The following is a 17,095-nucleotide window of genomic DNA, read 5'->3' as shown; positions in this document are numbered from 1 at the left end:
GTCTGGAACGTCGCGGCGGCAGCTCTGTGAAGAGGCTGTGAAGCTCTGTGAGAACGCTGTGAGTATGCAGGACGGCTTGATGCCCGGAACCTATGGCGGCTCTGTGCCGATAGGCTGTAGCGCTCGTCGCGTAAACTGGGCAGCATGCCGATGAATCCCGAACTGCTCGCCAACCCCAAGGCCGAGCGCGTCCGTCATGTCGCCGAGCTGGCGAACGCCAAGGCACGCAGACGCGCCGGACGCTTCCTTGTGGAGGGGCCGCAGTCCGTGCGCGAAGCCGTCGCCTGCTGCCCCGATGCCGTGCGTGACCTGTATGTTCAGGCCGATGACGCTGCCAATGCTGCCGAATTGGCCAACGGTGCGCATACGGCTGCGTTGACACGCTCGCGCATCGTGGAAACGGCCTTGGGCGCGGGGGTCTACGTTCATCAGGCGACGCCGGAAGTGCTCTCGCGCATCAGCTCGAACGCGCAAGGCATAGCGGCTGTGGTCGATGTCGAGGAGTTGTCTGCGAATGGCGATGCCGTCTCTTGGCCGGACGACATCGATGATACCGACGATGTCGCTGATACCGATGGCACCGATGGCGCTGACAATATGAATGCCACTATGATCGCCGCCTTCTGGCAGGTGCGCGATCCGGGCAACGCCGGAACGGTGATTCGTTCCGCCGACGCCGCCGGATGCGCTGCGGTGGTGTTCGTGGACGATTGCGTGGATGTCTTCAATCCCAAGGTCGTGCGCTCCACCGCTGGGTCCCTATTCCATGTGCCAGTGCTGAGCATGGGCACCGAGGAGTTCTTCGCGTGGACGCTGAGCCACGACTGCCCGGTGATCGCCGCGGACGTCTATGGCACGGCTGAGAGCAGGCCGCAAAGCCTTCCCGATTTTCTGCGCGGTGGCTCGCGCAATGCTGCAGCCAAAGCGGTGCTCTTCGGCAATGAGGCGCGCGGGCTTCCTGAGGAGATACTGGTTCAAGCGCAGCATATCGTTTCGATACCAATCTATGGAAAGGCGGAGTCGTTGAACTTGGCGACCAGCGCTGCGGTGATGCTCTTCAGCATGGCTATGTCGAGTCATATTGGGACAATGTGAAGTCGGAAAAACGCTTCTTACACGCGCTTTGCTGCGTTTTTTGGCGCGTGTCGCGTGACTGCGTTTGGAGAGAACAGCGTGTGCAGGAAACTGCGTTCGTTGGAAAACAGAAAGGGTACTCGTGGCAGAGAGTATGGCATTCGACGCCCAGGCGGTGAGCGATGCGGTCGCCGAGGGCATCGAGAAAATCGATAAGGCCTCTTCGTTGGACGAATTGAAGACGATCAAGACGCAGTTCGTCGGATCGGGGTCGGTGATGACCCAGGCGAGCAAGGCCATCGGCTCGCTGCCTGCGGACCAGAAGAAGGACGCCGGCAAGCTCATGGGCAAGCTGCGCGCCGATTTCGGACGCGCCTTCGGAACGAAGCAGGAGCAGGTGCGCGCCGAAGAGGAAGCTCGCGAGCTGGCTGCGCAGACCGTGGATATGACGCTGCCGCTCAGCCGTAAGCCATTGGGAGCCCGCCACCCCATCGCCAAGGTCATGGAGGACATCGAGGACCTGTTCGTCTCGATGGGCTGGCAGGTTTCGCAAGGTCCCGAAGTGGAGAGTGAATGGTACAACTTCGACGCGCTGAACTTCGGCCCTGACCATCCGGCGCGCCAGATGCAGGACACCTTCTACGTCAAAGGCAACCAAAGCAAGGACGCCGCCGGCTTCGTAGGCTCCAACATGGTGATGCGCACGCAGACCTCGTCCGACCAGGTGCGGGCGCTGATCTCGCGCGGCGTGCCGCTCTACATCGTCTCTCCGGGAAGGGTGTTCCGCACCGACGAGCTCGACGCGACGCACACCCCGGTATTCCACCAGTGCGAGGCGCTGGCGGTCGACAAGCATCTGACGATGGCTGATCTCAAGGGCGTGCTCGACAAGTTCGCCGTCGCGATGTTCGGCCCGGAGGCCAAAAGCCGGTTGCGTCCGAGCTATTTCCCCTTCACCGAGCCGAGCGCCGAACTCGATCTGTGGTTCCCCGACAAGAAGGGCGGACCGGGCTGGATCGAATGGGGCGGCTGCGGCATGGTGAACCCGAATGTGCTGCGCTCCGCAGGTATCGATCCGGACATATACACCGGCTTCGCCTTCGGCATGGGCGTCGAGCGCACGTTGCTGCTGCGCCACGACATCAACGATATGCACGACCTGGTCGAAGGCGACGTGCGATTCAGCGAACAGTTTGTGATGGGGGAGTGAACGACTCATGCCAATGGTAGATATTGACTGGCTCAAGGACCATGTCGAGGTTCCGGACGATCTGACCTACGAACAGCTCGCCAAGGATCTGGTGCATGTCGGGCTTGAGGAGGAGGAGATCCACGCCTCGCAGGTGACCGGGCCCATCGTCGTCGGCTATGTCGTCGACGCGACCCCCGAACCGCAACATAACGGCAAAATCATCAACTGGTGCCATGTGGACGTCGGCGAAGCATACAACGCAATCGACGAGCAGGGCAATAACGTGCCGCGCGGCATCGTGTGCGGCGCACCGAATATGGCAGCCGGCGAGAAGGTCGTCGTCACGCTGCCCGGAGCAGTGCTGCCGGGCGACTTCCGCATCGAGCCGCGCAAGACCTACGGCCATGTCTCCGACGGCATGTGTGCCTCGGAGCGTGAGCTGGGCTTGGGAGACGACCACAACGGCATCATCCTGCTGCGTCACTACGGCTTCAGCCCCAAGGAATACGAGGCCCTGAAGCCCGGCGACGACGCGATGCACCTGCTGCATCTCGACCAGCCGCTGCTGGAAATCAACATCACGCCGGATCGCGGCTATGCGTTCTCGTATCGCGGCGTGGCACGCGAATACCATCACTCCACCGGAGCTGCCTACACCGATCCGGTCAAGGAGCTCGCCGCCAAGGCGCCGGTCACCGCAGGGCTTGATCCCCGCTCCGTCACCGATATCGAGGTGAGCATCGAGGATGACAACCCCATCCACGGCGTTGCCGGCTGCGACCGCTACCATGCGCGCGTCATCAAGGGCTTCGACCCCGAGGCGCATACGCCCAATTGGATGCGGCGACGCCTGATTCGTGCCGGCATGCGCTCGATCTCACTGGCCGTGGACGTCACGAACTATGTGATGCTCGATCTCGGCCAGCCGATGCACGCCTACGATCTCGACAAGATCGAGGCTCCTATCGTGGTGCGCCGTGCGCGCCAGGACGAGCATCTGGTCACGCTGGACGGCAACGACCATGCGCTCAATCCGGAGGATCTGCTCATCACCGATTCGCCCGACGGCAAGCGCGGGTCACGCGTCCTCGGTCTGGCAGGCGTGATGGGCGGGCTGTACGGCGAAGTGACCGCCGAAACGAAGAACGTGCTGCTGGAAGCCGCGCACTTCGATCAGGTGTCCATCGCCAGAAGCGCACGCCGACACAAGATTCCTTCCGAGGCTTCTCGACGCTTCGAACGCGGCGTGGACTGCAAGCTGCAGCCGGCGGCCTCGCAGCTGGCTTCCGAGCTGCTCGAACGCTACGGCAACGGTGAAGCCTCGCAGCACCCCACCGATGTGAATCGCACCGGACGCCCCAAGGCAATCGCCTTCAAGGCCAGTGAAGTGGCCCGCGTGGCCGGGCTGGACACCGAGACGAACACCATCAGCGACATTCTCACCGACATCGGCTGCAGCATGGCCGGCGGCGGCAACGGCGTGTTCTCGGTCACCCCTCCCACATGGCGGCCGGATATCACCGAACCGTGCGATCTGGTCGAGGAGGTGGCTCGTCTCGTCGGCTATGATGAGATTCCGTCCATCGTCCCGCCAGCGCCGGTTGAAGGCGCGGTCGGATTGGACGCCGACCAGCGGCATTCGAGGCAGGTTGCTGATGAGTTGGCCGAATACGGCTTGGTGGAAACGCTGAGCTACCCCTTCGTGGGCGATGAGGACTTCAGGAACTTCTCGTATGACCCCAGTGAAATCGCTAAGGTCAGCGTCGAGATCGCCAACCCACTCGCTGCTGATCGGCCGTATCTGCGCCGTTCGCTGCTGCTGACGCTGGCACAGACCGTGCAGCGCAACCTGCGTCGCGGCATCGAGAACATTGCGCTCTACGAGATCGGGCATGTCTACCTTTGGGACCCCAACGCCCCGGCTATACCGGCTTTCGAAGGCGGCAAGCTCCCCACCGATGATCAGCTCGCCGCGCTGGATGCCGGATTGCCCGATCAGCCAAAGCATGTCGCCGGGCTGCTGACCGGCATGGCCGAGCAGTCGGATTGGATGAACGCCGGCCGCGCCGTGGATTGGAGCGACGCAGTCGAAGCCGTGCAGCGTATCGCGAGCCGTCTCGGGGCGACTATCGCCCTTGAGCAGCTGGCGGCGCAGGATGCTCCGGGCCAGTGGCATCCCGGCCGAGTGGCCACGGTTACGTCCGAAGGCAAGGCCGTTGGCCTGGTGGGCGAGCTGCATCCGCATGTCGATGAGCAGCTGGGGCTTCCTGAACATAGCGCCGCCTTCGAGCTGGATTTGGATGCGCTGTTCGCAACGCTGGATGCCAAGCCGGTGCAGGCCAGGCCGATTTCCGCCTTCCCGCCTGTGCGTCAGGACCTGGCCTTTACTGTGCCGGCGGCTTTGCCTGCCGCTCGTCTGCAGAACGCCATCGAGCAAGCTGTGGGCGACAAGCTGGAAGGCATCACGCTGTTCGACGTGTTCACCGGCGATCAGCTCGGCGAAGGCATGAAGTCGCTGGCCTTCGCGGTCATCTTCCGCGCGGCGGACAGGACTTTGGACTCCTCCGACAGCGAAGCGCTGCGCAAGGCTATCATCGAGAGCACCACCCCGTTGGGAGCGCAGCTGCGCGCCTGACGGGCAGAAGCCTAGTGCTGGGACTGCTGGGACTTCTATTGGTAGAGGTTTTATCGGTAGAAATTCCAGCGTACGGACTTCTAGCGGTAGAAGTCTCAGCACACACGGAAAAGGAGTCACGCGCATATGAGCGAATCGGATCAGGAGCACTCGCAGAACGGCCGCGCTGACGGGCAGAACGAATACCGGCAGCCTGAGTATGGGCAGATCGCGCAACCGGAATACGGGGCGCTCCTGAGCCAGTTCCCGCCCAACTACGATCCGTATGCGTATGGTCGCCCTGAGGAGCCGAAGCCCGAGCAGGCGCCGCAGGGTGCTCAGGCTCAGGCCCCGCAGGCTGCAGGCTGGGCGGGAATGCCTGCGCCATATGGGAACGGCCAACAGCCCGGCAATGCTGCGGGTGGCCCTGCGACGCAGGGAGGCGCGGCTGGAAACGGGCATGGCGCGTACCCATACAACGCCAATGGCGGCAATCCTCAGGGCTTTGGGAGCAATGGCTTCGGCCCGAACGGCAGCAATCCCCATGGCATCGATCCGAACGACCCGCAGCGCAACCCTTTGTATGGTCACTGGGATCCCTACGCCATCGTGGCTTTTGTGCTGGCGTTCTTCCTGCCCTTGTTGCCGGCGCTGCTGGGCGCGGCAGCCATGTGGCGCACCAGGACCTTCCATATGAAAGGCTTCGGGCTGGGGCTGGCTGCCGTGATTATCAACGTGCTCAGCGTACTGTTCTCGCTGTGGATGATGAGCCAGGGCATCACCGCCGATGAAATCCTGCAATGGTCGCAGGGGCAGATGGACAATGCTCCCGGCCAGCAGGCGCTGGCGCTGCTGCCCATCTGAGGCGCTGCCGGATACACTGCATCAGGAGCGTCTTATATGGACGCCAGATACCACCAATGAAGGCCACGACTCCCGAATGGAGCGTCCGCAACACGACACGAAATGCATAATTATGCAATATACCGCATAACATGTATACTGACCGTTGTCGTTGCAAAGACGTTCGGAAGGTGGCAGACATGTCCAGGTATTCGGTGGCCGTAGCAGGTGCTACGGGCTATGCCGGCGGGGAGGCGGTGCGCATACTCGCGCAGCACCCTGATTTCGAGGTGGCCTGCATAACAGGCCATGCCTCGGCCGGTGAGCGCTTCGGCCGTCTTATGCCGCATATTCCGCAGCTTGCCGATCTCGTGATCGAAGAGACCACGCCCGAGGTGCTCAATCATTACGACGTGGTCGTGCTTGCGCTGCCGCATGGTGCCTCCGGCCCTTTGGCGGATGGCCTCGACCCCTCGATTCATGTCGTCGACCTCGGCGCTGACCATCGCCTTGAGGAGCAAACGGCGTGGGACAGCTTCTATGGCGGTGACTTCCACGAGCATTGGACATATGGCATGCCCGAGCTGGTCACGGGAATGCATGATGACGGTTCGTATCGCCGCCAGCGCGAGACGCTTGCCGGGGCCACCCGTATCGCGGGTCCTGGCTGCAACGTGACGGCAGTTACCTTGGCATTGCAGCCGGCCGTTGCGCAAGGCCTGATTGACCCGAAAGGCGTTGTGGCAGATCTGGCCGTAGGCTATTCGGGCGCAGGCAAAAGCCTGAAGCGCACGGACCTGCTTGCATCCGAGGCTTTCGGTTCCGCGCATGCCTATGGCGTCGGCGGAAGCCATCGGCATATTCCCGAGATCCTGCAGAACCTCGCTCATGCCGCGGGCCTTGAGGCGCGGGATGCCGAACGCTTCGCCATCGGATTCACCCCGATACTCGTGCCGATGGCACGGGGCATCCTCGCCTGCGTTTCCGCGCCCTTGAGCCCAAAGGCGCAAGCCATGGATGATGGCGCGATCCACAACGTATGGAGTGGGTTGTATCGCGACCAGCAGTTCATCACCGTGCTGCCGGATGGAGAGCTGCCAGCTACGCAGAACGTCCTGGGTTCGAATGCCGCGCAGATTCAGGTTGCCGTGGACCATAATGCCAATCGGCTTCTGGCCATCACGGCGATTGACAATCTCAATCGCGGCACCGCCGGGCAGGCGGTGCAATCCCTCAATATCGCCCTTGGGCTGCCTGAGGACAAAGGACTCAACAAGATAGGAGTGGCGCCATGAGCGTGACGTATGCACAAGGATTCAAGGCGGCGGGCGTGGACGCGGGCATATCCGCGAAGCCAGGTAAGAAGGACCTGGCCTTCGTGGTCAACGAGGGACCGCTCGATGCGGTAGCAGGCGTATTCACATCGAATCGTTTCTGTGCAGCGCCGGTGCGCTGGTCAAGAGCTGCGGTAGCTGATGGCCATGCCAAGGCCGTCGTGCTCAATTCGGGCGGCGCGAACGCATGCACCGGCAAGGCCGGCTATGAGCAGTCGCATGCCACCGCGCAGACGGCTGCTGAGCTGCTCGGCGTCGAAGCGGAGAGCGTCGCGGTATGCTCCACCGGGCTGATTGGTGAGCTGCTGCCGTTGGAGCATGTCATCGCAGGCGTTCATGCCGCCTATGACGCGCTGGCAGCGGGTGAGCAGGCTGGCAGCGATGCCTCGCACGCGATTATGACGACTGACACGAAGCCGAAGACCTTCACCGCACAAGGCACGGGCTATCGGCTCGGCGGCATGGTCAAAGGCTCGGGCATGATCGCGCCGCAGTTGGCGACGATGCTGTGCGTCATCACCACGGATGCCGTCGTCTCCGCAGGCCAGCTGCAGGCGGCGCTGGGTGTCGCTGCCGAGTATTCCTTCAATCGCATCAATGCCGACGGATGCATGTCGACCAATGACACCGTGCTGCTCATGGTTTCGGGGGCTTCGGGCGTGGAACCGGACCCGGACGAATTCAATGATCTGGTGGCGCAGGCCTGTGCAAGCTTGGCTCGGCAGATCGTGGGCGACGCCGAAGGCGCGAGCCATGACGTGAAGATCACGGTGGCCGGCGCGCACAGTGAGAATGAAGCGCTGGTGTGCGCCCGTGCGGTCGCCGCGTCGAATCTGCTCAAATGCGCGATTTACGGCAATGATCCCAACTGGGGCCGAGTAGTCAGTTCTCTGGGCGCGATACCCGAGCAGGATGCGGCCTTCAACGCCGACGAAGTTGACGTGTCGATTAACGGCGTGCAGATATGCGACGGTGGCAAGCCGGGACGCGACCGCTCCGAAGTCGACATGACGCCGCGCGAGATTCTCATCGACATCGACCTGCATGCCGGCGAGCATCAGGCCACGGTGTGGAGCGACGATCTGACTCATGAGTACGTGAACATCAACGCCGCATATGAGTAAACTGACTGGGAACATGCGGGAAGCACGGGGAATGAGATGACCGTGGATACGTCACTGAATACGGTGATGCTTGATACTGCTGTGTGCAATTCGGTTATTCGCAACATGGTTATGTTCAACACTGTTATTTTCAATACGATTATGTTCAATATATGGGAAGGACGCTGATGGCGGCGCAGGAATTACGGGGGCCTGGGTTTCATTTCGATGTGCACACCGATCTGAGGCCCGACCAGAAGGCCGAAGTGCTGATCGAGGCGCTGCCCTGGCTTGAGGAATTCTCCGGGCAGCTCGTCGTGGTCAAATACGGCGGCAATGCCATGGTCGACACGCATCTCAAGGAGTGCTTTGCGCAGGATATGGCCTTCCTGCGGCAGGTGGGCATGCATCCGGTGATCGTGCACGGGGGAGGACCTCAGATTTCGCAGATGCTCAAGGCATTGGGCATCCGCTCGGAGTTCCGGGGCGGGCTGCGCGTCACCTCGCCCGAGGCGATGGAAGTGGTGCGCATGGTGCTCACCGGCAAGGTCTCGCGTGAGCTGGTCGGGCTGATCAACATCCACGGGCCGCTTGCCGTAGGGCTTTCCGGCGAGGACGGCGGCCTGTTCTCGGCCATGAAGCGCAAGCCGATAATCGACGGCAAGCCGACCGATATCGGGCTGGTCGGCGACGTCGTGAGCGTCGACGCCTCAGCCGTCGAGGATCTGATCGCCGCCGGGCGCATACCGGTGGTCTCCTCGGTGGCTCCCGATGAGGACAATGCGACGCAGGTGCTCAACGTGAACGCTGACACGGCCGCTGCCGCGCTGGCCTCGGCTCTGGGGGCCCGCAAGCTGATCATCCTCACCGACATCGAAGGCATGTACGCGAACTGGCCCGACCGCGAGTCGCTGGTTGGCCAGATCGGCGTCGAGAATCTGCGCGACATCCTCGGCGATCTCGAGTCCGGCATGCGACCCAAGATGGAGGCGTGCATGCGGGCGCTGGATGGTGGCGTAAAGCAGGCGCATATCATCGACGGGCGCAAGCCCCATTCCATATTGAACGAAATCTTCACCTCCGCGGGCATCGGCACGATGGTCGTTCCGGAGGACGGCATATTGATGAGGAACGCATATGAGCACTGAATCGCAGCAATCAACCACATCCAACGCCTACGTCGGCGGCACTGTCGACGGCGAAGCTCTCTGCAAGCCCGGAGCGCAAAGCCATGCGCTGCTCGACGAGTACGCGCAGGTGCATATGGGCGTGTTCGGCCCGCCGTTGCGCGTGATGGACCACGGCCAGGGCACGCATATCTGGGACGTCGACGGCAATGAATACCTCGATTTCCTGGCGGGCATCGCCGTCAACGCGCTTGGCTACGCGCATCCGCAGTGGGTGCAGGCCGTCAGCGAGCAGGCTGCTAAGGTGGCGCACACGAGCAACTACTTCGCCACCCGTCCGCAGATCGAGTTGGCCGCCAAGCTCATCGAACTGGCTGGCGCGCCCGCTGGATCGCATGTCTACTTTGGCAATTCCGGTACCGAAGGCAACGAGGCGGCGCTCAAGCTCGCCAAGCTGTATGGCAGGACGCTGCCGGGCACAGACCCGGAGCAGGGCGGCAGCCCTGCGCGCATTCTGGCGATGACGCAAGGATTTCATGGGCGCACCTTGGGCGCGCTGAGCGCCACGTGGAAGCCGTCCATCCGCGAACCCTACAATCCGCTGCTGCCTGATGTGCAATTCGTGCAGGCCGGCGACCAAGCGGCGTTGGAGCAAGCCTTCGCGCAAAGCGGTCAGGATGGTAAAGGACCGGTAGCCGCAGTCATTCTCGAACTCATTCAGGGTGAGGCCGGGGTGCGCCCGCTTGGCGCCGAGTATGTCAGCGCCGTCAGGCGGCTGTGCGATGCCAACCATGCGCTGATGATCGTCGACGAGGTGCAGACCGGCATCGGGCGCACAGGAGAGTGGTTCGCCTTCCAGCGGGCCGACCTCTCCGGCGGCGCGATTCCCGACGCCATCACCTTCGCCAAGGGCGTGGCCTCGGGCTTCCCGATGGGCGGCATGATCGCCTTCGGACAGCAGCTCAGCGACCTGCTTGGCCCGGGGCTGCACGGCTCCACCTTCGCTGGCAACCCGCTCGCCGCAAGCGCTGCACTCGCCACGCTGAAGGTGATCGAGGATGACGATCTGGTGGCCAACGCCGAGGCGCGCGGCCAGCAGTTGAGCGAGGACATCATGGCAGCGGGCAACCCGCTCTTCGAGCAGGTGCGCGGGCGCGGACTGCTGCGTGCCGTGCAACTATCCCATCCCTGCGCGCATGCGGCGATGAACTGGGCGCTTGAGCATGGCCTGATCGTCAACGCCGTGGCACCGGACGCGCTGCGCATCGCCCCGCCGCTCATCGTCAGCGAGAGCGACGTGCGCGAGGCTGTTGCGATACTCGCGGCCATCCCCAGCGATCTGCCCGATGACTGAGATGACCGAACGCATGAATTGCAACTATTGAACGTATGAACTACTGAACATATCAACAACTGAAGGCATTCACTGCATAGTGCTCGTTGATGCGGTCGCGCGAAGCGGTCTCATGCAACAGGTGGTTCGTGATAGCTAGCGCAACAATGGGCATCGAAACGACAATGCGCATCGAAACGATGGGTATGATGAACAGCAATGCAGGGAAGCCACAAGGAGGACGCTTATGACCGGCCAACTACGCCACATGCTGCGCGATGACGACATATCGCATGACGAGCAGCGCGAGGTACTCGAACTTGGAATGCGGTTCCGCAAGGACCGTTTCTACCACCGACCTTTCGACGGCCCGCAGGCGGTGGCTGTCCTCTTCGACAAGCCGAGCACGCGTACGCGCTCAAGCTTCTCGGTCGGCGTCGCCGAACTCGGCGGGTATCCGCTCGTCATCGACAAGGCGGGCTCGCAGCTCGGGCGCGGCGAGCCGGTCGCCGACACCGCTCGCGTGCTGACACGCATGACCTCGGCCATCGTGTGGCGCACCTTCGGGCAGGAGCGCGTCGAGGAGATGGCTAAATACGCCACCGTGCCGGTCGTCAATGCGCTGACCGACCAGTTCCATCCCTGCCAGGTCCTGGCCGATTTCCTCACGCTGGCGCAGTTGCGCGGCGGTGTCGATGCGCTTGAGGGCATGAGCATCGCGTACTTGGGAGACGCCGCCAACAACATGGCCAACTCCTACCTGCTCGGCGGTGCCACGGCGGGCATGCATGTGCGCATCAGCGGCCCGAACGGCTACCTGCCTGATGCCCGGATCGTGGCCGATGCCGAGCGCATCGCCGCGACCACCGGCGGCTCGGTACTCGTGACGACTGATCCGGCCGAAGCCGTTTCGGGCGTCGACTGCGTGTTCACCGACACTTGGGTGTCGATGGGCGAGGAAAGCGAATACGCGATTCGGTCCAAGCCCTTCCGGGCGTATCAGGTCAATGACGAGCTTATGGCGCTGGCCAAGCCGAATGCGCTGTTCCAGCATTGCCTGCCGGCATATCGCGGCAAGGAAGTCACCACCTCGGTCATCGACGGCCCGCAGACGGCGGTATGGGACGAGGCAGAGAACCGCCTGCATGCGCAGAAGGCGCTGCTCACCTGGCTTATCGGCAAGCAGCGCGGCGATGAAAGCCTGCTGTCGTGAGCACTGCTGACGCAGATGGCCGTGCTATGCATGCTGTGAATGCTATGAATAGCGTTGATGCAGGCAACAGCGACATGGGCACTGACGATGTGGATTGTGACGGCGTGAACCGTGATGATGTGAATCGGGCTGTCTCGAATCATAGCGACGTGGACGGTGCCGATTCAAACAGTGCCGACTCGAACGGCGCTGACGTGGCTGGATTCATTGATAGTCTGCGCCCTGCGCTCCACCGCCCGGCGACTCGCGCGGCGCGCCTGAGCGCCATCGAGCAGGCGCTGCTGACGCATATCATCACGTCGCAGTCGCAGCTTTCCTCGGTGCTGGCGGACGAGGGCATCGAAGTGACGCAGGCCACGCTGAGCCGTGATCTCGACGAGATGAACGCGACCAAGGCCCGGCTGCGCGACGGCACGGTTGCGTACACGCTCGGCGATGAGCCTGCGGACGATGGCTCCGGAAGCGGCACCGAACGCATCGAGCAGCAGATATCACGGGTGCTTTCCGGGCTGTTGGTTTCGGTCGCCGATGCCGGCAGACTTGTCGTGATTCACACACCTTCCGGCGCTGCGCAGTATGTGGCGAGCGTGATTGATAGGCAGCCGCTGGACGGCGTGCTCGGCACGATTGCCGGCGATGACACTGTGCTGATGATCTGCGCCGAGGAATCGATGGCCCACGAACGGGCCGCCTGGCTGCTTTCCGTGGCCTCACGCACGGCGTGAGATAATTACGGCGGCGCATTGCATGGTGAAATATACACAATGAAATATGCACAGTGAAATGCATGCGACTCACCGAATTGCATAAATATACAGCGTTTTGTATATACTCAACGTATATACTCATGGAGACGTTATAGAAAGGGTTGTTATGAGCGACAAGAACCGAATCGTCCTGGCATACTCCGGCGGGTTGGATACCTCCGTCGCGATCGCCTTCCTCAAGGAGCGCACCGGCAAGGATGTAGTGGCCGTGTCCCTTGATGTCGGTCAGGGCGGCGAAAGCCTGGACACCATCAAGCAGCGCGCAATCGACTGCGGGGCCGTCGAGGCGTATGTGGTCGACGCCCGCGAGGAGTTCGCCGAGGAATACTGCATGAAGGCCCTCAAGGCCAATGCCATGTACGAAGGCGTATACCCGCTGGTCTCCGCGATTTCGCGCCCGCTGATCACCAAGCATCTGGTCCGTGCCGCGCACCAGTTCGGTGCGGATACCATTTCGCACGGCTGCACCGGCAAGGGCAACGATCAGGTGCGTTTCGAGGTCTCGATCCAGTCCATCGACCCGACGCTCAAGGCCATCAGCCCGATTCGCGATCTTTCGCTCACCCGTGACGTCGAGATTCGCTTCGCCAAGGAGCACGACCTGCCGATTGTGCAGACCGAGAAAAGCCCATACTCCATCGACCAGAACGTCTGGGGCAGGGCCATCGAAACCGGATTCCTCGAGGATCCGTGGAACGGGCCGACCAAGGACTGCTACAGCTACACCGACGATCCCGCGTTCCCGCCAGTCGAGGATGAGGTCGTCATCGAGTTCAAGCAGGGCATCCCCGTGGCGATTGACGGCCGCAAGGTCACGCCGCTGCAGGCCATCGAGGAGATGAACCGTCGCGCGGGCGCACAGGGCATCGGCCGCATCGACATCATCGAAGACCGGCTCGTGGGCATCAAGTCTCGCGAGCTCTACGAAGCGCCGGGCGCTGTGGCGCTTATCGCCGCGCATGAGGAGCTGGAGAACTGCTGCCTCGAACGCGAGCAGCACCGCATCAAGCGCGACATCGACAAGCGCTGGGGCGAGCTGGTCTACGACGCACAGTGGTTCTCGCCTGCGGTCCATTCGCTCAACGCCTTCATCGAAGACACTCAGCAGTATGTCAGCGGTGAAATCCGCATGGTACTGCACGGCGGGCGGGCCGTGGTGACGGGGCGTCGCTCCGAAACCTCGCTCTACGACTACAATCTGGCCACCTACGACTCCGGCGACAGCTTCGATCAGAATGCCTCGAACGGCTTCATCGAGATCTACGGCCTGCCGAGCAAGGTCGCCGCCGCGCGCGACGTCAAATTCGGCAACGGCATCGTCGTGCCGCAGGATGCGGTCGCCTGAGGCGCAGCCTGAATTAAGGGCTTTCGACGAGGCGCATGATGGATATTTCGTACTCCGACTGAGTCCGTAGCCGTTGGCGAGGGTACCGGCGCGGTAGGTCCGCACTGGTACCCTCGCTAGCTGTATGGCTGTATGCATGCCTGTTGAATAATGGCCTGTTGGATAACTGTTGATAAGGAGCATGGCGATGGCGGATACGACGCAAGCGCAGAGCAACAACAAGCACCTAGCGTTATGGGGAGGCCGCTTCGCCTCTGGTCCTTCGCCTCAGCTGGCGCGGCTCTCGAAGTCGACCCAGTTCGACTGGCGGCTTGCCGATGACGACATCGCCGGCTCCCGCGCCCATGCCCGCGCTTTGGGCCGGGCCGGGCTGCTGAGCGATGACGAGCTGGGGCGCATGGAGGCGGCGCTTGACGAATTGCAGCGCCGCGTGGACTCGGGGTCGTTCGCGCCGATCGAAGACGACGAGGATGAGGCGACGGCGCTGGAACGCGGGCTGATCGACATCGCAGGCGACGAGCTCGGCGGCAAGCTGCGCGCCGGGCGCTCGCGCAACGACCAGATCGCCGCGCTGATTCGCATGTGGCTGCGCCGGCATGCCCGGATCGTAGCCAGCGATGTGCTCGAAGTCGTCTCTGCGATCATCGCCCAGGCGGTTGAGGCAGGTCATGCCGTGATGCCGGGGCGCACCCATATGCAGCACGCGCAGCCGGTCTTGCTGGCTCACCAGCTGCTGGCGCACGCTTGGCCGCTGCTGCGCGATGTGCAGCGACTGGCCGACTGGGACGCCCGCATTGATGCCAGCCCCTACGGCTCTGGCGCGCTGGCAGGCAATACGCTGGGACTTGATCCCGTGCTGGTCGCCCGTGAGCTGGGCTTCTCCAAGGTCACCAGCAATTCAATCGATGGCACCGCAAGCCGTGACACGGTCGCTGAATTCTCCTTCATCGCCGCCATGATTGGCGTGGATATTAGCCGGTTGAGCGAAGAGATCATCATCTGGAACACGCAGGAATTCTCCTTCGTCAAGCTCGATGACGCCTATTCGACCGGCTCCTCGATCATGCCGCAGAAAAAGAATCCCGATATCGCGGAATTGGCGCGTGGCAAGGCCGGTCGCCTCATCGGCGATCTGACTGGCCTGCTGACCACGCTCAAAGGTCTGCCCACCGCATACGCCCGGGATTTGCAGGAGGACAAGGAAGCGGTGTTCGATCAGGTCGATACCCTCGAAGTGCTGCTCCCGGCATTCGGCGGCATGATTGCGACGATGACCTTCGATCGCGACCGGCTGCGTGAGCAGGCGCCCACCGGTTTTGCTTTGGCCACCGATATTGCGGAATGGCTGGTGAAGAATGGTGTGCCCTTCCGCCATGCGCATGAGCTCTCCGGTGCCTGCGTCAAGCGGGCCGAGGAACGCGGCGGGGAGCTCTGGGATCTGAGCGATGGCGATTTCGTTGAGATATTCTCGCACTTCCTGCCTGCCGACAAGGCCCCAGCGGTGCGCGAGGTCCTCTCGGTTGAAGGCTCGGTCGCTGCCCGCAACGGCAAGGGCGGCACCTCGCCCGCCCGTGTGCGCGAGCAGCTCGCAGGGGCGCGGGCGACGCTTGATGCGCTCAGGTCGTTCGCTCATTCGATCAGCGACGGCTCGGCCTACAAGGCTCCCGAAACCCTGCGCTAATCCGACGCGCAATCGTTTGGTTTCGTCCGCAGCGCTGCTGTCGCCATGTCCTGCAAAACTGAAAAGGTTTGCATGGCTTATGGCCGTGCGCGTCGGTATCCACAATTTGACAGGGGAGAGGCACCAGACATGGCTCACGTCGCCAATTTCAAGGAAGCGGGATTCGACTCCCTCTTCGAGGAGTTGAACTGGCGTGGACTGATTACTCAGTCCACGGATCGCGATCAGCTCGCGCAGGCGTTGAACGGGGAACCTATCACCTATTATTGCGGATTCGATCCGACGGCGGCATCGTTGCATGTCGGCAACCTCGTGCAGCTCATCATCATGCGTCATTTGCAGGCCGCGGGTCATCATCCCATCGCATTGGTCGGCGGCGCGACCGGGCTGATCGGTGATCCGCGGCAGAGCGGCGAACGCACGCTCAACCCCAAGGAAATCGTGGCCGCTTGGTCCGAGCGCCTCAAATCGCAGATCAGTGGCATCCTCGAGGTCGACGGCGGCAATCCGGTGCGCTTCGTGAGCAACTACGACTGGACTGCGAGCATGTCCGCCATCGACTTCCTGCGCGATGTGGGCAAGAACTTCCGCCTCGGCACCATGCTGGCCAAGGACACCGTAGCCCGCCGTCTCGAATCGCAGGAGGGCATTTCCTTTACCGAGTTCAGCTATCAGGTGCTGCAGGGCAATGACTTCCTGCACCTGTTCGACGAATACGGCTGCACCTTGGAGCTAGGCGGTTCCGACCAATGGGGCAACCTCACCTCCGGGCTTGACTTGATTCACAAGGTACGCGAGACGAATGTCAACGTATTCACCAGCCCGATCATCTCCGACAGTCAGGGCAAGAAGTTTGGCAAGTCCGAGGGCAACGCGGTCTGGCTCGACCCCGAGATGCTCAGTCCGTACAAGTTCTACCAGTTCTGGCTCAATCAGCCTGATGTCGAGGTGGCTAAGCTGCTCAAGGTCTTCACCTTCCTGCCCAAGGAGGAGATCGCGCGGCTCGAAGCATGCATCGCGACGAATCCTGGCGCGCGCGAGGCGCAGCGCACGTTGGCGTGGGAAGTGACCAGTCTCGTGCACGGCGACGAGGCGACGCAGCAGGCCATCGATGCCTCATCGGCGCTTTTCGGGCGTGGTGGCGATCTGCACGCCATCGATGCGCAGACGCTCGAATCCGCTTTGGACGGGCTGAAAGTCGAAGACAGCAGGCATTCGGCGGTTTTCGCGAAAGCGCAGCCGGGCGAGCGGGTGTCCGAGGCAGGAGCCGCGGCAGGGCTGTTCAAGTCGATTTCCGAAGCGCGCAAAACCATCGCTTCGGGTGGCGTCTACGTCAACAATGAGCGCGTCGCCGACGCCGAGCAGACCTTGGCCGAGGACGACTTCCTGCACGGCAAGTTCGCGCTGATTCGACGTGGCAAGAAGGCCCTCGGCGTGGTTGAGCGGCAGTGAGCCACAGCAGCACTGTG

The 17,095-nt window shown here is 62.5% G+C and carries 13 protein-coding genes; all 13 read left to right on the top strand.

Annotation, left to right across the window (positions count from 1 at the left end; all coding sequences use genetic code 11):
* The first annotated feature begins 144 nt into the window (after positions 1-144).
* On the top strand, positions 145-1,095 hold the full coding sequence (locus DDF78_RS10950; RefSeq protein ID WP_152581733.1) for a TrmH family RNA methyltransferase: 951 nt from the start codon (positions 145-147) through the stop codon (positions 1,093-1,095).
* Positions 1,096-1,228: 133 nt separating this feature from the next.
* Positions 1,229-2,284: a phenylalanine--tRNA ligase subunit alpha gene (gene pheS / locus DDF78_RS10945; RefSeq protein ID WP_202613278.1), complete on the top strand. Its 1,056-nt coding sequence runs from the start codon at positions 1,229-1,231 to the stop codon at positions 2,282-2,284.
* Positions 2,285-2,291: 7 nt separating this feature from the next.
* Complete coding sequence (pheT, locus tag DDF78_RS10940; protein WP_152581735.1) at positions 2,292-4,901, top strand: phenylalanine--tRNA ligase subunit beta; 2,610 nt, start codon at positions 2,292-2,294, stop codon at positions 4,899-4,901.
* A gap of 126 nt (positions 4,902-5,027) precedes the next feature.
* A complete protein-coding gene (locus DDF78_RS10935; protein WP_152581736.1) occupies positions 5,028-5,744 on the top strand; it encodes a hypothetical protein in 717 nt (238 codons plus the stop codon).
* A gap of 179 nt (positions 5,745-5,923) precedes the next feature.
* Positions 5,924-7,018 (top strand): N-acetyl-gamma-glutamyl-phosphate reductase, encoded by a 1,095-nt coding sequence (gene argC / locus DDF78_RS10930; RefSeq protein WP_152581737.1) that lies wholly within the window; start codon positions 5,924-5,926, stop codon positions 7,016-7,018.
* The gene (gene argJ, locus DDF78_RS10925) at positions 7,015-8,181 is read left to right on the top strand and encodes a bifunctional glutamate N-acetyltransferase/amino-acid acetyltransferase ArgJ (protein ID WP_152581738.1); all 1,167 of its coding nucleotides are present in this window, start codon (positions 7,015-7,017) and stop codon (positions 8,179-8,181) included. Before argC ends, argJ begins: the two co-directional genes overlap by 4 nt.
* A gap of 167 nt (positions 8,182-8,348) precedes the next feature.
* On the top strand, positions 8,349-9,308 hold the full coding sequence (gene argB / locus DDF78_RS10920; protein ID WP_152581776.1) for an acetylglutamate kinase: 960 nt from the start codon (positions 8,349-8,351) through the stop codon (positions 9,306-9,308).
* Entirely contained in the window at positions 9,298-10,641 is a 1,344-nt protein-coding gene (locus tag DDF78_RS10915) for an acetylornithine transaminase (protein WP_152581739.1), read from the top strand. The genes argB and DDF78_RS10915 overlap by 11 nt, the downstream gene beginning before the upstream one ends.
* 226 nt (positions 10,642-10,867) lie before the next feature.
* Entirely contained in the window at positions 10,868-11,833 is a 966-nt protein-coding gene (gene argF, locus DDF78_RS10910; RefSeq protein WP_152581740.1) for an ornithine carbamoyltransferase, read from the top strand.
* A gap of 206 nt (positions 11,834-12,039) precedes the next feature.
* The gene (argR, locus tag DDF78_RS10905) at positions 12,040-12,558 is read left to right on the top strand and encodes an arginine repressor (protein ID WP_237564659.1); all 519 of its coding nucleotides are present in this window, start codon (positions 12,040-12,042) and stop codon (positions 12,556-12,558) included.
* Positions 12,559-12,706: 148 nt separating this feature from the next.
* Positions 12,707-13,945 (top strand): argininosuccinate synthase, encoded by a 1,239-nt coding sequence (locus DDF78_RS10900; RefSeq protein ID WP_152581741.1) that lies wholly within the window; start codon positions 12,707-12,709, stop codon positions 13,943-13,945.
* 187 nt (positions 13,946-14,132) lie between these two features.
* Positions 14,133-15,626 (top strand): argininosuccinate lyase, encoded by a 1,494-nt coding sequence (gene argH / locus DDF78_RS10895; protein ID WP_152581742.1) that lies wholly within the window; start codon positions 14,133-14,135, stop codon positions 15,624-15,626.
* Positions 15,627-15,755: 129 nt separating this feature from the next.
* The gene (gene tyrS / locus DDF78_RS10890; RefSeq protein ID WP_152581743.1) at positions 15,756-17,078 is read left to right on the top strand and encodes a tyrosine--tRNA ligase; all 1,323 of its coding nucleotides are present in this window, start codon (positions 15,756-15,758) and stop codon (positions 17,076-17,078) included.
* The last annotated feature ends 17 nt before the right edge of the window (positions 17,079-17,095 follow it).

The sequence above is a fragment of the Bifidobacterium tibiigranuli genome, from assembly GCF_009371885.1.
In the GTDB taxonomy this organism is placed as follows: domain Bacteria; phylum Actinomycetota; class Actinomycetes; order Actinomycetales; family Bifidobacteriaceae; genus Bifidobacterium; species Bifidobacterium tibiigranuli.
Note: the sequence above shows the minus strand (reverse complement) of the source record. Positions and strands in the feature narration are given on the sequence as shown.